Annotated in this window: 25 protein-coding genes; all 25 read right to left on the reverse strand. The window is 42.1% G+C overall.

All coding sequences use genetic code 11. From position 1 onward, the window contains the following. Window position 1: 1 nt before the first annotated feature. Window positions 2-400, reverse strand: a complete 399-nt coding sequence (rpsH, locus tag HMPREF2853_RS01260; protein ID WP_000245503.1) for a 30S ribosomal protein S8 — start codon at window positions 398-400, stop codon at window positions 2-4. A 284-nt stretch (window positions 401-684) separates the two neighbouring features. Further along, window positions 685-870, reverse strand: a complete 186-nt coding sequence (locus tag HMPREF2853_RS01265) for a type Z 30S ribosomal protein S14 (RefSeq protein WP_001085697.1) — start codon at window positions 868-870, stop codon at window positions 685-687. 17 nt (window positions 871-887) lie between these two features. Then, window positions 888-1,430, reverse strand: coding sequence for a 50S ribosomal protein L5 (gene rplE, locus HMPREF2853_RS01270; protein WP_000013542.1), 543 nt, complete (start codon window positions 1,428-1,430; stop codon window positions 888-890). A 23-nt stretch (window positions 1,431-1,453) separates the two neighbouring features. Beyond that, window positions 1,454-1,759 (reverse strand): 50S ribosomal protein L24, encoded by a 306-nt coding sequence (gene rplX / locus HMPREF2853_RS01275; RefSeq protein WP_000497691.1) that lies wholly within the window; start codon window positions 1,757-1,759, stop codon window positions 1,454-1,456. Window positions 1,760-1,836: 77 nt separating this feature from the next. Next, a complete protein-coding gene (gene rplN / locus HMPREF2853_RS01280; protein ID WP_000616545.1) occupies window positions 1,837-2,205 on the reverse strand; it encodes a 50S ribosomal protein L14 in 369 nt (122 codons plus the stop codon). A gap of 25 nt (window positions 2,206-2,230) precedes the next feature. Continuing rightward, window positions 2,231-2,491, reverse strand: coding sequence for a 30S ribosomal protein S17 (gene rpsQ / locus HMPREF2853_RS01285; RefSeq protein WP_000440801.1), 261 nt, complete (start codon window positions 2,489-2,491; stop codon window positions 2,231-2,233). Window positions 2,492-2,515: 24 nt separating this feature from the next. After that, complete coding sequence (gene rpmC / locus HMPREF2853_RS01290) at window positions 2,516-2,722, reverse strand: 50S ribosomal protein L29 (RefSeq protein ID WP_000772918.1); 207 nt, start codon at window positions 2,720-2,722, stop codon at window positions 2,516-2,518. 9 nt (window positions 2,723-2,731) lie between these two features. After that, window positions 2,732-3,145: a 50S ribosomal protein L16 gene (rplP, locus tag HMPREF2853_RS01295; RefSeq protein ID WP_000960948.1), complete on the reverse strand. Its 414-nt coding sequence runs from the start codon at window positions 3,143-3,145 to the stop codon at window positions 2,732-2,734. Window positions 3,146-3,148: 3 nt separating this feature from the next. After that, window positions 3,149-3,802 carry a 30S ribosomal protein S3 gene (gene rpsC / locus HMPREF2853_RS01300; protein ID WP_000529936.1) on the reverse strand — a complete coding sequence of 218 codons (654 nt, stop codon included), beginning with the start codon at window positions 3,800-3,802 and terminating at the stop codon, window positions 3,149-3,151. Between the two features lie 12 nt (window positions 3,803-3,814). Next, window positions 3,815-4,159, reverse strand: a complete 345-nt coding sequence (rplV, locus tag HMPREF2853_RS01305; RefSeq protein ID WP_000818137.1) for a 50S ribosomal protein L22 — start codon at window positions 4,157-4,159, stop codon at window positions 3,815-3,817. Between the two features lie 11 nt (window positions 4,160-4,170). After that, window positions 4,171-4,452 (reverse strand): 30S ribosomal protein S19, encoded by a 282-nt coding sequence (gene rpsS / locus HMPREF2853_RS01310; RefSeq protein WP_000533766.1) that lies wholly within the window; start codon window positions 4,450-4,452, stop codon window positions 4,171-4,173. A 103-nt stretch (window positions 4,453-4,555) separates the two neighbouring features. Then, window positions 4,556-5,389: a 50S ribosomal protein L2 gene (gene rplB, locus HMPREF2853_RS01315; protein WP_000512910.1), complete on the reverse strand. Its 834-nt coding sequence runs from the start codon at window positions 5,387-5,389 to the stop codon at window positions 4,556-4,558. Between the two features lie 17 nt (window positions 5,390-5,406). Continuing rightward, window positions 5,407-5,703, reverse strand: a complete 297-nt coding sequence (locus tag HMPREF2853_RS01320) for a 50S ribosomal protein L23 (protein WP_001055347.1) — start codon at window positions 5,701-5,703, stop codon at window positions 5,407-5,409. Next, window positions 5,703-6,326, reverse strand: coding sequence for a 50S ribosomal protein L4 (gene rplD / locus HMPREF2853_RS01325; protein ID WP_000024537.1), 624 nt, complete (start codon window positions 6,324-6,326; stop codon window positions 5,703-5,705). The genes HMPREF2853_RS01320 and rplD overlap by 1 nt, the downstream gene beginning before the upstream one ends. A gap of 24 nt (window positions 6,327-6,350) precedes the next feature. Next, complete coding sequence (rplC, locus tag HMPREF2853_RS01330; RefSeq protein ID WP_000160197.1) at window positions 6,351-6,977, reverse strand: 50S ribosomal protein L3; 627 nt, start codon at window positions 6,975-6,977, stop codon at window positions 6,351-6,353. A gap of 216 nt (window positions 6,978-7,193) precedes the next feature. Further along, complete coding sequence (gene rpsJ, locus HMPREF2853_RS01335) at window positions 7,194-7,502, reverse strand: 30S ribosomal protein S10 (RefSeq protein WP_001284513.1); 309 nt, start codon at window positions 7,500-7,502, stop codon at window positions 7,194-7,196. A gap of 265 nt (window positions 7,503-7,767) precedes the next feature. Continuing rightward, window positions 7,768-8,379 carry a uridine kinase family protein gene (locus HMPREF2853_RS01340; protein WP_029748946.1) on the reverse strand — a complete coding sequence of 204 codons (612 nt, stop codon included), beginning with the start codon at window positions 8,377-8,379 and terminating at the stop codon, window positions 7,768-7,770. Window positions 8,380-8,391: 12 nt separating this feature from the next. Further along, entirely contained in the window at window positions 8,392-8,988 is a 597-nt protein-coding gene (gene nrdG / locus HMPREF2853_RS01345; protein ID WP_000220161.1) for an anaerobic ribonucleoside-triphosphate reductase activating protein, read from the reverse strand. Between the two features lie 4 nt (window positions 8,989-8,992). Beyond that, window positions 8,993-9,493 carry a GNAT family N-acetyltransferase gene (locus HMPREF2853_RS01350; protein ID WP_000423393.1) on the reverse strand — a complete coding sequence of 167 codons (501 nt, stop codon included), beginning with the start codon at window positions 9,491-9,493 and terminating at the stop codon, window positions 8,993-8,995. A 44-nt stretch (window positions 9,494-9,537) separates the two neighbouring features. Then, a complete protein-coding gene (locus tag HMPREF2853_RS01355; protein ID WP_000521627.1) occupies window positions 9,538-9,678 on the reverse strand; it encodes a hypothetical protein in 141 nt (46 codons plus the stop codon). A gap of 11 nt (window positions 9,679-9,689) precedes the next feature. Beyond that, entirely contained in the window at window positions 9,690-11,897 is a 2,208-nt protein-coding gene (gene nrdD, locus HMPREF2853_RS01360; RefSeq protein WP_000636174.1) for an anaerobic ribonucleoside-triphosphate reductase, read from the reverse strand. Between the two features lie 129 nt (window positions 11,898-12,026). Continuing rightward, complete coding sequence (locus tag HMPREF2853_RS01365; RefSeq protein WP_001103720.1) at window positions 12,027-13,544, reverse strand: hypothetical protein; 1,518 nt, start codon at window positions 13,542-13,544, stop codon at window positions 12,027-12,029. A gap of 35 nt (window positions 13,545-13,579) precedes the next feature. Then, window positions 13,580-13,723: a hypothetical protein gene (locus HMPREF2853_RS09955; protein WP_000933185.1), complete on the reverse strand. Its 144-nt coding sequence runs from the start codon at window positions 13,721-13,723 to the stop codon at window positions 13,580-13,582. 73 nt (window positions 13,724-13,796) lie between these two features. Continuing rightward, a complete protein-coding gene (gene cls, locus HMPREF2853_RS01370; protein ID WP_070534627.1) occupies window positions 13,797-15,329 on the reverse strand; it encodes a cardiolipin synthase in 1,533 nt (510 codons plus the stop codon). A 135-nt stretch (window positions 15,330-15,464) separates the two neighbouring features. Then, window positions 15,465-16,409 carry a 3-oxoacyl-[acyl-carrier-protein] synthase III C-terminal domain-containing protein gene (locus HMPREF2853_RS01375; protein ID WP_000141193.1) on the reverse strand — a complete coding sequence of 315 codons (945 nt, stop codon included), beginning with the start codon at window positions 16,407-16,409 and terminating at the stop codon, window positions 15,465-15,467. Window position 16,410 lies beyond the last annotated feature (1 nt).

The raw sequence follows: 16,410 nt of genomic DNA on the forward strand, positions 1-16,410 counted from the left end.
ATTACCAAACGTAAGCGATAACTTCTCCACCAACGTTCTTTTGGCGAGCTTCTTTATCAGTAAGCAAACCTTCAGAAGTTGAAAGGATAGCAATTCCAAGTCCGTTAAGAACTTTTGGAAGATCTTCACGTTTTTTGTAGACACGAAGTCCTGGTTTAGAAATACGTTTCAAGTTAGTGATAACTTTTTCACCGTTTGGTCCGTATTTAAGGAATACACGGATGATGCCTTGTTTGTCATCTTCGATGATTTCTACGTTCTTAACAAAACCTTCGCGTTTAAGGATTTCAGCAATCCCTTTTTTGATATTTGATGCAGGTACTTCAAGTACTTCGTGTTTCGCTTGGTTAGCGTTACGAATACGAGTTAGGAAGTCTGCGATTGGGTCAGTCATAACCATTTTGTTTTTCTCCTCTTACTAGTAGTTTGCAAGTTGCACTTGCTAGTTAATACATGATACAAAGAGCGTAACAGCAAGAGCAAAAATAGACAATTTGATGCTGGAGCGATGCTCCAAAGAAAATTGGTCTTTTTTGCCAAAGCTGTAGCTCGTGTTCAAATTGGCAAGCCCAACTGAACCCGGGCTAAACTCTGCGTGAAAAAGATAAACTTTCCTAGAAACTTCAGTTTCTTCGTCAAGTTTCCTATTTTCACTTTGAGTTTTGACGCCCTTGATATCTTAAATTACCAAGATGCTTTTGTTACACCAGGAATTTGTCCTTTGTAAGCTAATTCACGGAAGCAAACACGGCAAAGTTTAAATTTGCGGTAAACTGAATGTGGACGACCACATTTTTCACAACGAGTATAAGCTTGAGTAGAGAACTTCGCTGGACGTTTGTTCTTAGCAATCATTGATTTTTTAGCCATTAGATTTACCTCCTATATTATTTTGCAAAAGGCATTCCAAGGCCTGTAAGCAATGCACGTGACTCTTCGTCAGTGTTAGCAGTTGTTACGATAACGATGTCAAGACCACGAGTTTTGTCAACGTCATCAAAGTTGATTTCTGGGAAGATCAATTGTTCTTTCACACCAAGAGTGTAGTTTCCGCGTCCATCAAATGATTTTGTTGGAACACCGTGGAAGTCACGCACGCGTGGAAGTGAAACTGAAACCAATTTGTCCAAGAATTCGTACATACGTTCACCACGAAGGGTAACTTTTGCACCGATCGCTACACCTTCACGAAGACGGAAGCCGGCGATTGATTTTTTAGCTTTAGTGATAAGTGGTTTTTGACCTGAGATAAGTGCCAATTCTTCAGCAGCTTTTTCAAGACTTTTAGCGTTTGATACAGCTTCACCAACACCCATGTTCAAAACGATCTTATCTACTTTAGGCACAGCCATCACTGATGAGTAGTTGAATTGTTCTGTCAAAGCAGGAACTACTTCATTAAGATATTTTTCTTTTAAACGATTTGCCATTATACTTCTCCTTTCCTTCGTGATTAATCAAGCACTTCGCCTGATTTTTTGTTGTAGCGAACTTTTTTACCGTCTACAAATTTGTAACCAACACGACCAGCTACACCATTTTTGTCCAATACTTGAACGTTTGATACGTGGATAGCTGCTTCTTTCTCGATGATACCACCTTGAGGAAGTTCGTTAGTTGGACGTTGGTGTTTCTTAACGATGTTCACACCTTCAACGATAACTTTGTTTACTTTTGGAAGGGCAGTAAGGACAACAGCTTCTGTTCCCTTATCTTTACCAGCGATTACGCGAACTTTGTCGCCTTTTTTTACAAACATTAGGTTTCTCCTTGATTTTTCTTACGCCCATAAGGGCACCCTAGCTTGAAGCTAGGGGACTAGTTTGTTTCTAAAAATTAAAGTACTTCTGGAGCAAGTGACACGATCTTCATGAAGCCACCTTCACGCAATTCACGTGCAACTGGGCCAAAGATACGTGTTCCGCGAGGAGTTTTGTCTTCACGGATGATAACTGCTGCGTTTTCGTCAAATTTGATGTATGAACCATCAGCACGACGAGCACCTGATTTAGTACGAACGATAACAGCTTTTACAACGTCACCTTTTTTAACCGCACCACCAGGAGTAGCTTGTTTTACAGATGCCACGATAACATCACCGATGTTTGCAAATTTACGTCCTGAACCACCAAGAACTTTGATAGTCAAGATTTCGCGCGCACCGCTGTTGTCTGCGACTTTCAAACGAGTTTCTGTTTGAATCATTTCAGTTTTCTCCTTTCAGGTTTGATTAGATGATGACCGCTTCTTCAACAACTTCTACAAGACGGAAACGTTTTGTAGCTGAAAGCGGACGAGTTTCCATGATACGTACGATATCGCCTTCTTTGGCAACATTGTTTTCATCATGTGCTTTGTATTTTTTAGAGTAGTTAATACGTTTACCATAGACTGGGTGGTTACGTTTTGTTTCAACTACAACTGTGATTGTCTTGTCCATTTTGTCAGATACAACACGTCCAACAAGAACTTTACGATTATTGCGTTCCATTGAAATTTCTCCTTCCCTAGTCTATTATTTCGCTTCAGATTGAACTGTTTTGATACGAGCGATTTGTTTTTTAACTTCTTTCAAGCGAGCTGTTTGTTCCAATTGACCAGTAGCAGCTTGGAAACGAAGTTCAAACAATTCTTTTTTCAATTCGTTTTCGCGCTTCGCGAGTTCTTCTTGAGAAAGACCACGAAGTTCTTTAACAAATTCTTTTACTTCATTAAGTTTCATGCCTTCTCCTTATTCTGCTTCACGTTTTACGAATTTACATTTAACTGGCAATTTGTGGCTTGCAAGACGAAGCGCTTCGCGAGCAATCTCTTCAGATACACCAGCAACTTCAAACATCACTTTACCACGTTTAACTGGTGCTACCCAACCTTCAGGTGCCCCTTTACCAGATCCCATACGCACACCGATAGCTTTAGCAGTGTATGATTTGTGTGGGAAGATTTTAATCCAAACTTTACCACCACGTTTCATGTAACGAGTCATGGCGATACGAGCAGCTTCGATTTGGCGGTTAGTGATCCAGTGGCTAGTTGTAGCTTGAAGACCGTATTCACCGAATGCTACTTCTTTTCCACCTTTTGCTTCACCGCGCATTTTTCCACGGAATTCACGACGGTGTTTAACACGTTTAGGTACTAACATTGGTTATTTACCTCCTTTAGTGTTTTTACGAGCTGGAAGAACTTCACCACGGTAGATCCATACTTTAACACCAAGTTTACCGTATGTAGTATCTGCTTCTTCCCAAGCGTAATCGATATCTGCACGAAGTGTGTGAAGTGGAACAGTTCCTTCAGAGTATCCTTCAGCACGGGCGATATCTGCACCGTTCAAACGACCTGATACTTGAGTTTTGATTCCTTTAGCTCCAGCACGCATTGCACGTTGGATTGCTTGTTTTTGTGCACGACGGAAAGCAACACGTTGCTCCAATTGACGAGCAATTCCTTCACCTACAAGGTGAGCATCCAAATCAGGTTGTTTGATTTCGATGATGTTGATGTGTACTTGTTTTCCAGTCAATTTGTTAAGTTTTGCACGGAGTGCATCAACGTTAGCACCACCTTTACCGATAACCATACCTGGTTTAGCAGTGTGAAGTGAAACGTTAACTTTGTTTACTGCGCGTTCAATTTCGATAGTTGAAACTGCTGCGTCAGCAAGTTCTTTTTGAACGAATTTACGGATTGCAAGATCTTCATGAAGGTAATCCGCGTATTCTTTTTCAGCATACCATTTGGCATCCCAATCACGGATGATGCCGACACGCATACCAATTGGATGTACTTTTTGACCCACGATGTTACCTCCTTATTTTTCTGCAACAGCCACAGTGATGTGAGCTGTACGTTTGTTGATTGGTGAAGCTGAACCTTTCGCACGTGGACGGAAACGTTTCATAGTTGGTCCTTCGTTTGCGAATGCTTCAGATACTACCAAGTTAGCTTTGTCCAAACCAAAGTTATTTTCAGCATTAGCTACAGCTGAATTCAAAACTTTCAAGATGATTTCAGCAGCTTTGTTTGGTGTGAATGTCAAGATTGCAATAGCATCGGCTACGCTTTTACCACGGATGTTGTCAAGAACAAGACGTGATTTACGAGGTGAAACACGTACTGTACGAGCCATTGCTTTAGCTGAAGTAATTTCTGCCATTTATGTTCTCCTTATTTTCTACGTGTTTTCTTGTCGTCTGCAGCGTGACCTTTGTAAGTACGAGTTGGTGCAAATTCACCAAGTTTGTGACCTACCATGTCTTCTTGGATGTAAACAGGTACGTGTTTACGTCCGTCATAAACTGCAATAGTGTAACCAATGAAACTTGGGAAGATCGTTGAACGACGTGACCAAGTTTTGATAACTTTTTTCTTTTCGTCGTTAGCTTGAGCTTCAACTTTTTTCATCAAATGCTCATCGACGAAAGGTCCTTTTTTAAGACTGCGTCCCATTTTTATTTTTTCTCCTTTAAATGTTGTACCACAGCGGCTTGCGCTCACATGGAGCGCTACCGAGCTGGCGGATTTCCTAGTTGCTTAGGCGACTAGTTTACTATTATTTCTCGTTGCGACGACGAACGATAAGTTTGTCAGATTTCGCTTTCTTGTTACGAGTTTTAAGACCAAGAGCAGGTTTGCCCCATGGAGTAGATGGCGCTTTACGACCAACTGGTGCTTTACCTTCACCACCACCGTGTGGGTGATCGTTAGGGTTCATTACAGAACCACGAACTGTTGGGCGGATACCTTTCCAACGGCTACGTCCTGCTTTACCAAGGTTTACAAGTCCATGTTGTTCATTTCCGACAACACCAACTGTAGCACGACAAGTTCCAAGAATCATACGAACTTCGCCAGATTGAAGACGAACAAGAACGTATTTACCTTCTTGACCCAATACTTGGGCAGAAGCACCAGCAGCACGTACCAATTCTCCACCACGACCTGGTTTCAATTCGATGTTGTGGATCAAAGTACCAACTGGGATGTTAGCAAGTGGAAGAGCGTTTCCGACTTTGATATCTGCTTCAGGACCTGAAACGATACGTTGACCAACTTCAAGACCTTTTGGAGCGATGATGTATGCTTTCACACCGTCAGTGTAGTGTACAAGAGCGATGTTTGCAGAACGGTTTGGATCGTACTCGATAGTTTTAACAACTGCTTCAACGTTGTCTTTGTTACGTTTGAAGTCAACCAAACGGTAGAAACGTTTGTGTCCACCACCTTGGTGACGAACAGTGATACGACCGTTGTTGTTACGACCAGCCTTGCTCTTCAAAGCAACAAGCAATGATTTTTCAGGAGTGCTTGTTGTGATTTCAGCGAAATCCAAAGAAGTCATATTACGGCGACCGTTTGTTGTTGGTTTATAAACACGAATTCCCACGATATTTCCTCCTTAGATTATTCAGCTTCAGCAGCGAACAACTCGATTGCTTTTGAATCAGCTGTAAGTGTGATGATAGCTTTTTTAGTTTTGTTAGTAAAACCAGTGTAACGTCCAACACGTTTTGCTTTAGGTTTTACGTTGATTGTGTTAACGTTGGCAACTTTAACACCTTCGAAAGCAGCTTCAACAGCTTGCTTGATCAAAAGTTTGTGTGCACGAGTGTCAACTTCAAATACATATTTTCCTGCTTCAAGTTGAGCCATTGAGCTTTCAGTGATAACAGGTTTTTTGATAACATCATACAAATTCATTATGCAAGAACCTCCTCGATTTTAGAGATAGCTGCTTGTGTGACAAGAAGTTTGTCGCTATTTGCGATGTCAAGAACACTTGCAGTTGTAGCAGTTGCAACTTTCACGTTTGGAAGGTTACGAGCTGAAAGAGCTGCGAATTCATTTCCTTCTTCAAGGATAACAAGAACTTTAGAATCGATGCTCAATGCTGCAAGAACTTTTGCAAATTCAGCAGTTTTTGGAGCTGTAAATGAGAGAGCGTCTACAGCTACGAATTTGTTTTCAGCAACTTTTTCAGAGTAAACTGATTTAAGAGCTAGGCGACGAACTTTTTGTGGAAGTTTGTAGCCGTATGAACGTGGAGTTGGTCCGAAAACAACGCCACCACCACGCCATTGTGGTGAGCGGATAGAACCTTGACGAGCACGTCCAGTTCCTTTTTGACGCCATGGTTTGCGTCCACCACCTGATACTGCAGAGCGGTTTTTAACAGCGTGTGTTCCTTGACGAAGGCTTGCGCGTTGGCTGATGATTACATCAAACACAACTGATTCATTTGGTTCAATACCAAATACTGCATCGTTAAGAACAACTTGGCCAGCTTCTTTACCAGTTTGGTCAAATAATGTTACGTTTGCCATTGTGACTGATTTCCCCTTTCTTTATTATTTACCAGCTTTAACTGCTGATTTGATAGTGATAAGAGATTTCTTAGCACCTGGTACGTTACCTTTGATAAGGATAACGTTCTTTTCTGGAACAACTTGTACAACTTCAAGGTTTTGAATTGTTACGCGGTCGCCACCCATACGTCCTGCAAGGTTTTTACCTTTGAATACGCGGTTAGGTGCAACAGGTCCCATAGAACCTGGACGACGGTGGTAACGAGAACCGTGAGCCATTGGTCCACGTGATTGACCGTGGCGTTTGATAACACCTTGGAAACCTTTACCTTTAGAAGTACCAGTTACGTCAACAACGTCTCCAGCTGCGAATGTTTCAACTGTGATTTCAGCACCAACTTCCAAGCCTTCAACGTTTTTGAATTCACGAATGAAGCGCTTAGGAGCCGTGTTAGCTTTCGCTACATGTCCTTTAGCAGGTTTGTTGCTCAATACTTCGCGTTTGTCATCGAAACCAACTTGGATAGCGTTGTATCCGTCTGTTTCAACAGTTTTAACTTGAAGAACAACGTTTGGAGTTGCTTCAATAACTGTTACAGGGATCAATTCGCCAGCTTCAGTGAAGATTTGAGTCATTCCCACTTTTTTCCCTAAGATTCCTTTTGTCATGAGAAAATAGTTCCTTTTCTATATTTTTTATTCAAAAAGTTTTTAACGAGCGTTTTTCATGCTCAAGCCTAAGATACAAAGGGCGTTAAACTCAAAGTGAAAATAGGAAACTGACGCAGTGTCTAACAGACACTAGGAAGTTTATCTTTTTCACACCGAGTTTAGCCCGTGTTCAATTAAATTGAAACACCAGCCTCTGCTCTTTTATATTTTAGATTAAAGTTTGATTTCTACGTTTACACCACTTGGAAGATCCAATTTCATCAAGGCATCAACTGTTTTTTGAGTTGGGTTAACGATATCGATCAAACGTTTGTGTGTACGCATTTCAAATTGTTCGCGAGAGTCTTTGTATTTGTGAGTCGCACGAATGATTGTGTAGAGGCTACGCTCAGTTGGAAGTGGGATTGGACCCGCAACTTGTGCACCTGTACGAGTAGCTGATTCTACGATTTTTGCAGCCGCTGTGTCAAGCGTACGGTGTTCGTAAGCTTTCAAACGGATACGGATTTTTTTGTTTGCCATCTTTTTCTCCTTTTCGTCTATTTAAGATAATAGGCTAGCTCCACAAGAAAACCGACGCGCGTTGCGTGGCAATGCAACCGAGCGTGTCGCAACCTCTTGCATCAAAGCTAAGGCTGTAATTTACAGCACCATAATAGAATAACACAAAGCCCCTGCGATTGCAAGGGATTTGTGAGCTTTTTTTCGTTTTTTTAGGATGAAACTGTTTTCTCTTTTCATCTTTCCAAGATTACGGATTTATATCTATAAAAAACTGTCTTTTCTTCTATATATTGTGTGTTATTTTAACCTTGAATGTATCTTCTGATTGATCTACTAAAATGTCCGCTTTAGACTCGGTTTCTCTATAGTATCGCAGATACTGCTCCCGTCTCATCTGATGGCTAGTCAATACAAAAGATGCATCCCGATTTCTCATAGTCGTATCTCGAGCTAAGCGCCTCTTTAATTCGGTCTCCTCATCCGTGTAGAAACAGATGGTTTTGTCAAAAAGTTCCTTGGGTAGAAAACCCACAGACATCCCTTCAACAATAAGAATTGGCTTTGCTCCAGACAAGACCTCGCTAGCCTTCCACGGTTCATCGATTGTCAAGACATCCATACCTGCCTGCAAGGCAAGAATATCTCTCTGTAAACTTGCCAGTTCATGCGCCACTGGCAGACAAGCCGTCACCTTTTGATCTGGTGCTTGCTTTGGTACTACCAGGTGACGTTCTGAGGTGATATAGGGATCTGTTTCTAGTAAATTTACTTTTGTGGAATCTAGGGCTTGATGTAATTCCTGAGCGAAGGTTGACTTGCCTGAAGCCCCATGACCGTAAAGCCCCAGGGTCCTAACCCTTCCCGTTTCAATCTCTGAAACCAGTTGTTCTATCAGGTCTTTTTTTCTTCATTCTCTCTTCACCTGTTCATAGCTTTCTTTTCCGTCATTGAGCTTATCCCAAATCACTACTTGCCCACTTTTGAGAGATTTTTGAACATCGATAATCCGTTGATTAGAGGAACCTCGAAACTGGAGCATGAGATTGCGCTTGCTTTTATCATACCGTCCATCGACAAGGATGTCAATCAATGATAAGAGTTCCAGTTTATCTGGAGTCTCCAGCATCATTTCTTCCCAAGTGTAGCCCGTCCAAGACCAGATGTCTTTTTCTGGCAATTCCTTTCGGATGCGTTTAACGAGCGGCAAGAGGATTCCTGTATTAAGAAAAGGTTCTCCTCCCAGCAAGGTCAATCCTTGAACATAGGGCTGGGCAAGGTCTACCATGATTTGTTCTTCTAATTCTGCCGTATAGGGAATGCCTGCGTTGAAAGACCAAGTCGCAACATTATAACACCCCTCGCAGTGAAACATGCAACCTGATACATAGAGAGAGTTGCGCACACCTTCTCCATCGACAAAGTTAAAGGCCTTATAATCAATGATCCGCCCTTTACTAAGTTCCTCACTTTTCCATTCACCTGGTTTTGGTGTATTCCATGTCATCCTTTTACTCCAAATCTATCCAGTAACGTTCTACACCATTGCGAACATCCTCAAACACCCCACCATTAGCTAAAATAACAGCTCGGCTTGCTGGATTTTCTGTGCTACAAGTCACTAAAGCTCGTTTAATATTCTTTCCCTTAGCAACTTGTAGACCTTGTCGGAGGGATTCTTTCGCATAACCCTTACCTCTTTCAGATGGACGAATGGAGTAGCCAATATGGCCCCCATTTTCTAGTAAGTAGTCATTTAATCGGAGACGAAGATTGAGAAAGCCAAGAGCCTGGCCTGCTACGTCAAAACTAATCAGCTGGATAGCAGGAACCCAGTTTTCAGGAATATTGAGTCCCGCTTCCGCTTGAAGATTTTCTTCTAGCCACTCTTCATAAACAAAATTCTCAGCATCCCAAAACCCGCCATCGTGGGCTGATTGAGTCTGTTCAAACTCTGCCATCATCTCTAAAACTGTTTCTTTATCTGCCAATATCGGTCTGCGTAGTTCCATATTCCCATCCCACCTAAGAGAAAAGTGAGAGCAGACTCTCACTTTTATTTTTTCTTGCTCTTGTTTAAAAACTGTTCTCTGAGGTTGAGCAAGCGTTCTTTTTTACCTGTCCCACCTTTCGAGTGTTTCTCGTGATAACGGGTCACTTGTGCGCGTCCCTTATCGTCTAATTGGTATTTCCCCATTGCGTTTCCTTCTAATTTGTTACTTCATGTCCGGCTGTTTTAATAGTTGAACCGTTCATGTGTTTGACACGCGCAGCGATTTCCTTGTGGCGTCCATTAACCATCGGACGCGCTTGAGGATTTCCCAGATAACCACACGTACGTTTGACCACATCTACTGTTTTAGGGTCGCTATTGCCACAGTTGGGACAAGCAAAGCCTCGCTCAGTTGGTTCAAAATCCCCTTCAAAGTCACACTTGTAGCAACGATCAATCGGAGTATTGGTCCCTAGATAGCCGACACGGTCATAGGCATAGTCCCAAACAGCTTCCAAGGCTTTAGGATTTTGTTGAAGAACTGGATACTCACAATAATGGATGAAACCACCTGACGCACCTGCTTCTGGATAAACTTTCTCAAAGTCTAATTTTTCAAACGGCGTTGGATTTTTCCGGACATCGTAGTGGAACGAGTTGGTGTAGTATTCCTTATCCGTGATGTCAGGAATAGAACCGAACTTCTCTGTGTCTAAGCGACAGAAGCGATCTGTCAGACTTTCAGACGGTGTGGAGTAGATAGAGAAATGGTAACCATATTGGTCAGACCACTCTTCCACACGACGTTTCATATCGCGAATAATATCCAATGTGAATTCCTTGGCTTCAGGATTGCTTTCCCAGCTATTTCCAAAGAAGACTGTAGCCACTTCGTACAAACCGATGTAGCCCAGCGAAACTGTCGCACGGCGATTCTTAAAGAGTTGGTCAACACTTTCTTCTTTTCCGAGACGGCGGCCGAAGGCTCCATACTGATAAAGGATAGGGGCATTTGCTGGTGTTGCTTCCTTGGTTCGTTCGACACGATAAACCAGAGCATCCTCCGCAATGTTCATTCGCTCGTTGAAGATTTCCCAAAACTTATTCAGATCCCCTTCAGACTCGAGGGCGATACGAGGTAAATTGACTGTCACAACACCTAGATTCATCCGACCTGAATTGACCTCAACACCATTTTCATCTTTCCAGCCTTGGAGGAAAGAACGGCATCCCATAGGAACCTTGAAAGAGCCAGTCAGTTCGATAATCTTATCATAGGACAAGACATCTGGGTACATCCGCTTGGTTGCACACTCAAGAGCCAACTGTTTGATGTCGTAGTTAGGTGAACCTTCCTCTAAGTTGAGTCCTCTTTTTAGCGTAAAGATGAGTTTAGGGAAGATAGCTGTACGGTGTTCTGAACCAAGTCCCTTGATACGAATGGTCAAGATAGCTTTTTGAATTTCCCGCTCAAAACGACTAGTTCCTAGACCAAAACCTAGTGAAGTAAAAGGTGTTTGTCCATTTGAAGTGAAGAGGGTGTTGATTTCATACTCAAGAGATTGCATGGCATCGTAGATGTCTTTTTGGGTTTTCTTCCAAGCGTAATCTTCCCGTTTGTCAGGCAAGACCCACTCTTCCGCATCCTTGAGGTGCTTTTGATAATTCTTCTCCGCATAAGGCGCCAAGACTTCATCGATACGGTCAGCTGAACAGCCCCCGTACTGACTAGAAGCAACATTGGCGATGATTTGTGAAATTTGAGCTGTCGCAGTCTGGATAGACTTGGGACTCTCTACCTCTGCATTTCCAATCTTAAAACCATTTTCCAGCATGCCTTTAAAATCAATCAAACAGCAGTTGGTCATCGGAGTGTAGGGGCTGTAGTCCAAGTCATGATAGTGGATATCCCCTTTTTGGTGAGCATTGGCTACGTGCTTAGGAAGCATTTGTAGCCCGATCGACTTCCCAACAATCCCTGCTGTCAAATCACGCTGGGTGTTGAAGACATCGCTGTCTTTATTGGCATTTTCATTGACAACTGCTTGATCTTTATTGAGAAGTTTATGGATACTAAAGTTGATATCTGTCGCTTTTGAGCGCTCAAAATCCCTTTGTGTCCGATAAGTGATATACTCCTCAGCCAAGGCATATTCTTTGGCTTCAAGGAGTTCATGTTCTACGACATTTTGAATTTCGTAAATCTTGACACCTTGAGGGAAGCGGCTGTGAATTTCAGTCACGATTCTTTCAACTAGATCATTTAGGCGTTTTTCTACTAGAGGCGTAACGTCCATAACCTTTTCCGCCGCCTTGTGGAGAGCCTTGTCAATCTTGTCTACATCAAACACCACTCGTCTACCATCTCGTTTTTCAACGAACAAGGTGGGAACGGTTGCAAGCTTTTCTTCTAATACAATCATATCCATGCTCTTTTCTAAAATATTGTTGAATTGTTTATATTCAGTATTATACCACTCTAAAAATAAAAATCAATATCTTGTGTTAAAAATCCTAAAATTTTTAAAATTCCACAAGATATTGATTTTTTGTTATTTGGATTTATAAAGTTTGAACTCTCTAGTATCTGTCTGAACAAGCTCATAGTTTTCACTGAGCCAGCTCTCTACATCTGACCACAAGGCAACTTTTTGATTGACCACAATCATCTTCGGTTGATTCTCTTTCAGGTCATTCATCAGTTTGGTTTTATTTTCATCGCTTGCAGTATAGAGTGTTGGAGTTGATAGAGAAGTCGGCGCCAAGCGTTCACTTGCACGGTAGAAATCAGGACGATCATCCCAAGCATAGACACGATCCTCAGAACTCGTTTGTTGTTTGACCACGCTAGCAAGACGATCTCTCTCCTGATAGGTCGCTGGGTGCGAAAGGTAGCGACTCACGATAGGAAGAACAATAAGGTAGGCAAGGGCAATCAGTGGTAGATAGAAATTTCCTTTAAGGAAAGAAGTTTGTTTTTCACGTCTTCTTCTACGACGACTCCCTCCATCCAAAACATCTTCCTTGATTCCTGTCAGAAGGAGCAAGACCAAGAAAGGAATTAGCACCACAAGACGAGTACCGTTGATGGGGTCTTTGGAGAGAATCAAGATTCCCAAAGAAACCAAGAATCCCAAGCTAGCAGCAATCGATAAGGCATATTGCTTGGCTGGTTTTGACTGGAACAAGCCTGCAAAGAGCAAACCAAGGGAACCTAATCCAATAGCAAGCAAACCATAGAAGGCTGCATTTTCAAGCAAATGCGAATTTGAAAAGAGGCTAAGAGTATTTACCGGATACAAGGTCTGGCTAATAGCATCTCCAAAACTACCTGTCCACACTGTATAGTAGCCTAAAGGATAGAATAAGAGTGAAAATCCTAGGGCTGACGCAAAGAACTGATATAGACCATGAACAAAGTGACCTTTAGCTAGATTAAAGCCGATAATCCCCAAGGCCAGTACAGCCGCAAACAAGACGGTTGGGATTGGCGCAAGGAAGAAAGCGAGAGCAAGGCTCATCCCCACTCGTACAAATCCTTTATCATCCTTTGGAAAAGCGAGATAATTTGTAACGATACTCAATGAATAAAATAGGAAAGGCAGGGCTAGCAAGAGAGCATAACCGCCACCAAAAGCGAGACCTGCTACAAGCAAGTATAGAATAAAGACAACTCGCTTCGCTTCCTTTTCTTGGCCGACAAGAGTATCCGCAGCCTTAAAAAGAAAAACACCTGCTCCAAACAAGGCCAACCACTCAACCAAAGCAATCAAAACACTGCCTTGAAAAAGGTAGGTTAGCACATAATAGAGCAATCCCTCCGTCCCATAGTAATCTGTATACATTTGACCATTTTGATGTAAGGCCCAACCGGTATAAAGATCCTGACTTTGTTGCGGACTGATTAAACCAAAAATAAAAGGCAGGGCAACCGAAATGGCTGTGGCCACTAAACTCCAAAGCATGATACTAAAAAAGGGAATAGGAGCTCCTTCTCGTTTCTCTGGCACTGACCAGTCTTGGTAATGAGATTCTTCTTGTTTCTCATCTATTTTCCCGTATACGTTCATTCAATTTCTCCTCTAAGTTTATCTGTTTTAGTATATCAAAATCTTACAGGAATGTCAGCTTGGGATTGATATTTGCTGAATTTCTTATCCAATAGCACAAAGCGTTCGATTTCACGAAAACGGTGGAAGCGACTATTACTGTACTCTCTGATAAAATCATCATCTTCTAGATTAAGCATGGTTTTCTCCTTTACTTATCTATTCGTAAGAAGACAAAAAAGACCCAGCCTTGGGCTAGATCTTGGTCGATAGTTAGAGCATAGGTGCAAACAACTGGACAATTTCCTTGATGAGGCTTTGATACCAGCTGGTTTTGATAGTGTGGGGATAGATTTCTTGAGAAACTTTAAAAATCTCTTCGAAGTCCCTCTCAATGTCTAAAATAGATTGTGTTCTATAAAGCAAAACACCATTTTCATAGTGGTGGAGCAAGCTACGATAGTCAAAATTGATGGTCCCCACAGTAGCTGCCTCTCCATCGACAAGCATTTGCTTGCTATGAAGGAATCCCGGACTGTACTCATAAATACGAACCCCTGCAGATAACAAGTCTGGATAGGCTCCTCGAGTAACTAACTGAATAACCTTCTTATCTGGGATACACGGCGTCACAATTCGCACATCTACCCCTCTCAGAGCTGCATTTTTGATACTTTCTGTTAAATCATAGTCAGCAATCAGATAGGGTGTCGTGATATAAACATAGTCTGTAGCTTGATTGATAAGATTTTGATAGACCGTTTTTCCAACTTGAGCTCTGTAGATGGGTTTTGGTCCACTACTATAGGGAATACAGAGCCCCATCCCGTCTCTAGGTTGATTTTCAAGATGGTATTGATCAAAGTCACTAATCTCTCCACGGTTGATATACCAGGCAGATAAAAAGAGTCTGGTAAAAGCCTTTACTGCTGGACCATCCAACCGAATACCGCTATCCTTCCAGTAACCAAAACGTTCGATATGGTTGATATACTCATCGGCCAGATTGATACCACCTGTATAGGCAATTTGACCATCGATAATCATGATTTTTCGGTGATCACGGTTGTTATAAGCAACGGTCAAACGTGGAATCACCTTGTTAAATTTATGGGCTTCAATCCCTCGGCTACGAAGCTGGATGGTATAATCCCCAGGCAAGGTTGCCATACATCCAATATCGTCGTAGAGGAGCTTAACTTCTACTCCTTGAGCAGCCTTTTCTTCCAAAATCTCTAAAATACTGTTCCACATCAAGCCTTCTTCGATGATATAGTACTCAAGAAAGATAAATTTCTCCGCTTTCCTGAGATCCTCTAGCATCTGATGCCACATACTTTCCCCAGATGCAAAAAATTGTGTATCCGTTCGATCATAGACATCAGCATTCGTATCCATGCTGAGGAGAGATTTGATAACTCCGTAAGCTGACTTATCCTGCTCTTTTAACTCCAAACGGAGAGCTCTGCTATTGTCCTCTCGATCAACCATTGATTGGAGCTGCTTTAGCTGCTTCATTTCTTTTTTAGATAAACGGCGTTCTCCAAACATGATATAGAGCAGTGGCCCAAACACTGGCACAAAGGCTACTAACAGCCATGTTACCTTACTTTCAGGATTCATAGACCGATTGACAATCGATACAATAGTCGCTAAGCTCACTAAAATGACTAGGATAATCCAGACAATTGGAGCCATTTGCCCTAGATAGAGAAATAAACCAAAGACGATAAACAACTCTGCCAACATGATGGTAATACTGAAACCATATTTGGACATGAGTAGCTGCATTTTTCTAGCTGTCATACATCCCCTTCCTTTTCTAACATTCTCCTTAACTGCTTGATAAATTAATGTTTCTACTAGTATACCTCAGTTCAGGGGTAGATGGCAACCTTTTACCTTTGCTCAAGTTCCAGTCGTTCCGTGTTTAGATGATTATTACAATTTCAAAGCCAACATATTGACCGTCATACCAGCTGCAGTCCCCATAAGGTAGACGACATCTCCCTCCTTGATAAGTCCATGCTCCAAAGAATAAGCCAGGCCAAACGGTACAGAGACTGACACCATATTTCCATAGTCAGTGACGAGATTGAGATACTGATCCTCAGCCACACCTAGTTTTTCCATAACCAAAGGAAGAGCACGACTTGCTTGGTGAGGAATGATATAGTCCACGTCTATCAAGGCTAGCTGTGTTTTTTCTTGAAACTCTTCAAACATGACTGGGATTTTACGAGCAGACAAGAGGAGGATTTTCTTCCCCTTCATGTCAAACATATAGTTGGTCTTCGTCGCTTCAGAGTACTCTTTTGGTTGAAAAGAAGTCAGACCTCCACGAATCTCCGTATCGTGGGCTCCTTCTGACCAAGTACGTTGGAGACTAGCAATGACCCCTTTTTCTTGATGACTTTTTTGGAAAATAAAGGCTGCTGCCCCATCACTAAAGAGTTCAAAACTTTCTTTTTGCTTGGGATTGAGCCCTAAACTTCCAACCTCACTAGACACAATCAAGACGCGATTGTATTCGCCCGCCTCAATCAAGTGGGACATAGTCGATAGAGCAGAAATAAAGCTGGTACAAGTTGTATTGATGTCCATTGCTGGAATTGAGAGTCCTTTTGCCACGCGCTCATGAATCAAGGCAGCCGTACAAGGGATAGGCTGAACACCAACTGCACTAGCTGATACAAGGCAATCGATATCTTTAATATTCAAATTTGCATGTTCAAGTGCACGCTGGATAGCTCCTTCTGCCAAGTCGAGTTGCGTTTCTTCATTTTCAACTACACGATAACGGGTCTGGTCTTTAAATTGAACTGTATGCTTTGGAAGGCAAATGCCATAACCTGCGATTTCTACATGTCTTTTTACTTCTGTCATT

The organism is Streptococcus sp. HMSC077F03, assembly GCF_001812375.1.
In the GTDB taxonomy this organism is placed as follows: domain Bacteria; phylum Bacillota; class Bacilli; order Lactobacillales; family Streptococcaceae; genus Streptococcus; species Streptococcus oralis_S.

Bases quoted from the DNA above. Each gene is read 5' to 3' on its own strand.
- rplC (WP_000160197.1), bottom strand. From the start codon at position 6,977: ATGACAAAAGGAATCTTAGGGAAAAAAGTGGGAATGACTCAAATCTTC.
- HMPREF2853_RS01350 (WP_000423393.1), bottom strand. From the start codon at position 9,493: ATGGAACTACGCAGACCGATATTGGCAGATAAAGAAACAGTTTTAGAG.
- rpsJ (WP_001284513.1), bottom strand. From the start codon at position 7,502: ATGGCAAACAAAAAAATCCGTATCCGTTTGAAAGCTTACGAACACCGT.
- rplE (WP_000013542.1), bottom strand. From the start codon at position 1,430: ATGGCAAATCGTTTAAAAGAAAAATATCTTAATGAAGTAGTTCCTGCT.
- HMPREF2853_RS01375 (WP_000141193.1), bottom strand. From the start codon at position 16,409: ATGACAGAAGTAAAAAGACATGTAGAAATCGCAGGTTATGGCATTTGC.
- HMPREF2853_RS09955 (WP_000933185.1), bottom strand. From the start codon at position 13,723: ATGCTTAATCTAGAAGATGATGATTTTATCAGAGAGTACAGTAATAGT.
- rplD (WP_000024537.1), bottom strand. From the start codon at position 6,326: ATGGCAAACGTAACATTATTTGACCAAACTGGTAAAGAAGCTGGCCAA.
- rpsH (WP_000245503.1), bottom strand. From the start codon at position 400: ATGGTTATGACTGACCCAATCGCAGACTTCCTAACTCGTATTCGTAAC.
- HMPREF2853_RS01265 (WP_001085697.1), bottom strand. From the start codon at position 870: ATGGCTAAAAAATCAATGATTGCTAAGAACAAACGTCCAGCGAAGTTC.
- HMPREF2853_RS01355 (WP_000521627.1), bottom strand. From the start codon at position 9,678: ATGGGGAAATACCAATTAGACGATAAGGGACGCGCACAAGTGACCCGT.
- cls (WP_070534627.1), bottom strand. From the start codon at position 15,329: ATGACAGCTAGAAAAATGCAGCTACTCATGTCCAAATATGGTTTCAGT.
- rplP (WP_000960948.1), bottom strand. From the start codon at position 3,145: ATGTTAGTACCTAAACGTGTTAAACACCGTCGTGAATTCCGTGGAAAA.
- nrdD (WP_000636174.1), bottom strand. From the start codon at position 11,897: ATGATTGTATTAGAAGAAAAGCTTGCAACCGTTCCCACCTTGTTCGTT.
- nrdG (WP_000220161.1), bottom strand. From the start codon at position 8,988: ATGACATGGAATACACCAAAACCAGGTGAATGGAAAAGTGAGGAACTT.
- HMPREF2853_RS01365 (WP_001103720.1), bottom strand. From the start codon at position 13,544: ATGAACGTATACGGGAAAATAGATGAGAAACAAGAAGAATCTCATTAC.
- rpsQ (WP_000440801.1), bottom strand. From the start codon at position 2,491: ATGGAACGCAATAATCGTAAAGTTCTTGTTGGACGTGTTGTATCTGAC.
- rpmC (WP_000772918.1), bottom strand. From the start codon at position 2,722: ATGAAACTTAATGAAGTAAAAGAATTTGTTAAAGAACTTCGTGGTCTT.
- rpsS (WP_000533766.1), bottom strand. From the start codon at position 4,452: ATGGGACGCAGTCTTAAAAAAGGACCTTTCGTCGATGAGCATTTGATG.
- rplX (WP_000497691.1), bottom strand. From the start codon at position 1,759: ATGTTTGTAAAAAAAGGCGACAAAGTTCGCGTAATCGCTGGTAAAGAT.
- rplN (WP_000616545.1), bottom strand. From the start codon at position 2,205: ATGATTCAAACAGAAACTCGTTTGAAAGTCGCAGACAACAGCGGTGCG.
- HMPREF2853_RS01320 (WP_001055347.1), bottom strand. From the start codon at position 5,703: ATGAATTTGTATGATGTTATCAAAAAACCTGTTATCACTGAAAGCTCA.
- rplV (WP_000818137.1), bottom strand. From the start codon at position 4,159: ATGGCAGAAATTACTTCAGCTAAAGCAATGGCTCGTACAGTACGTGTT.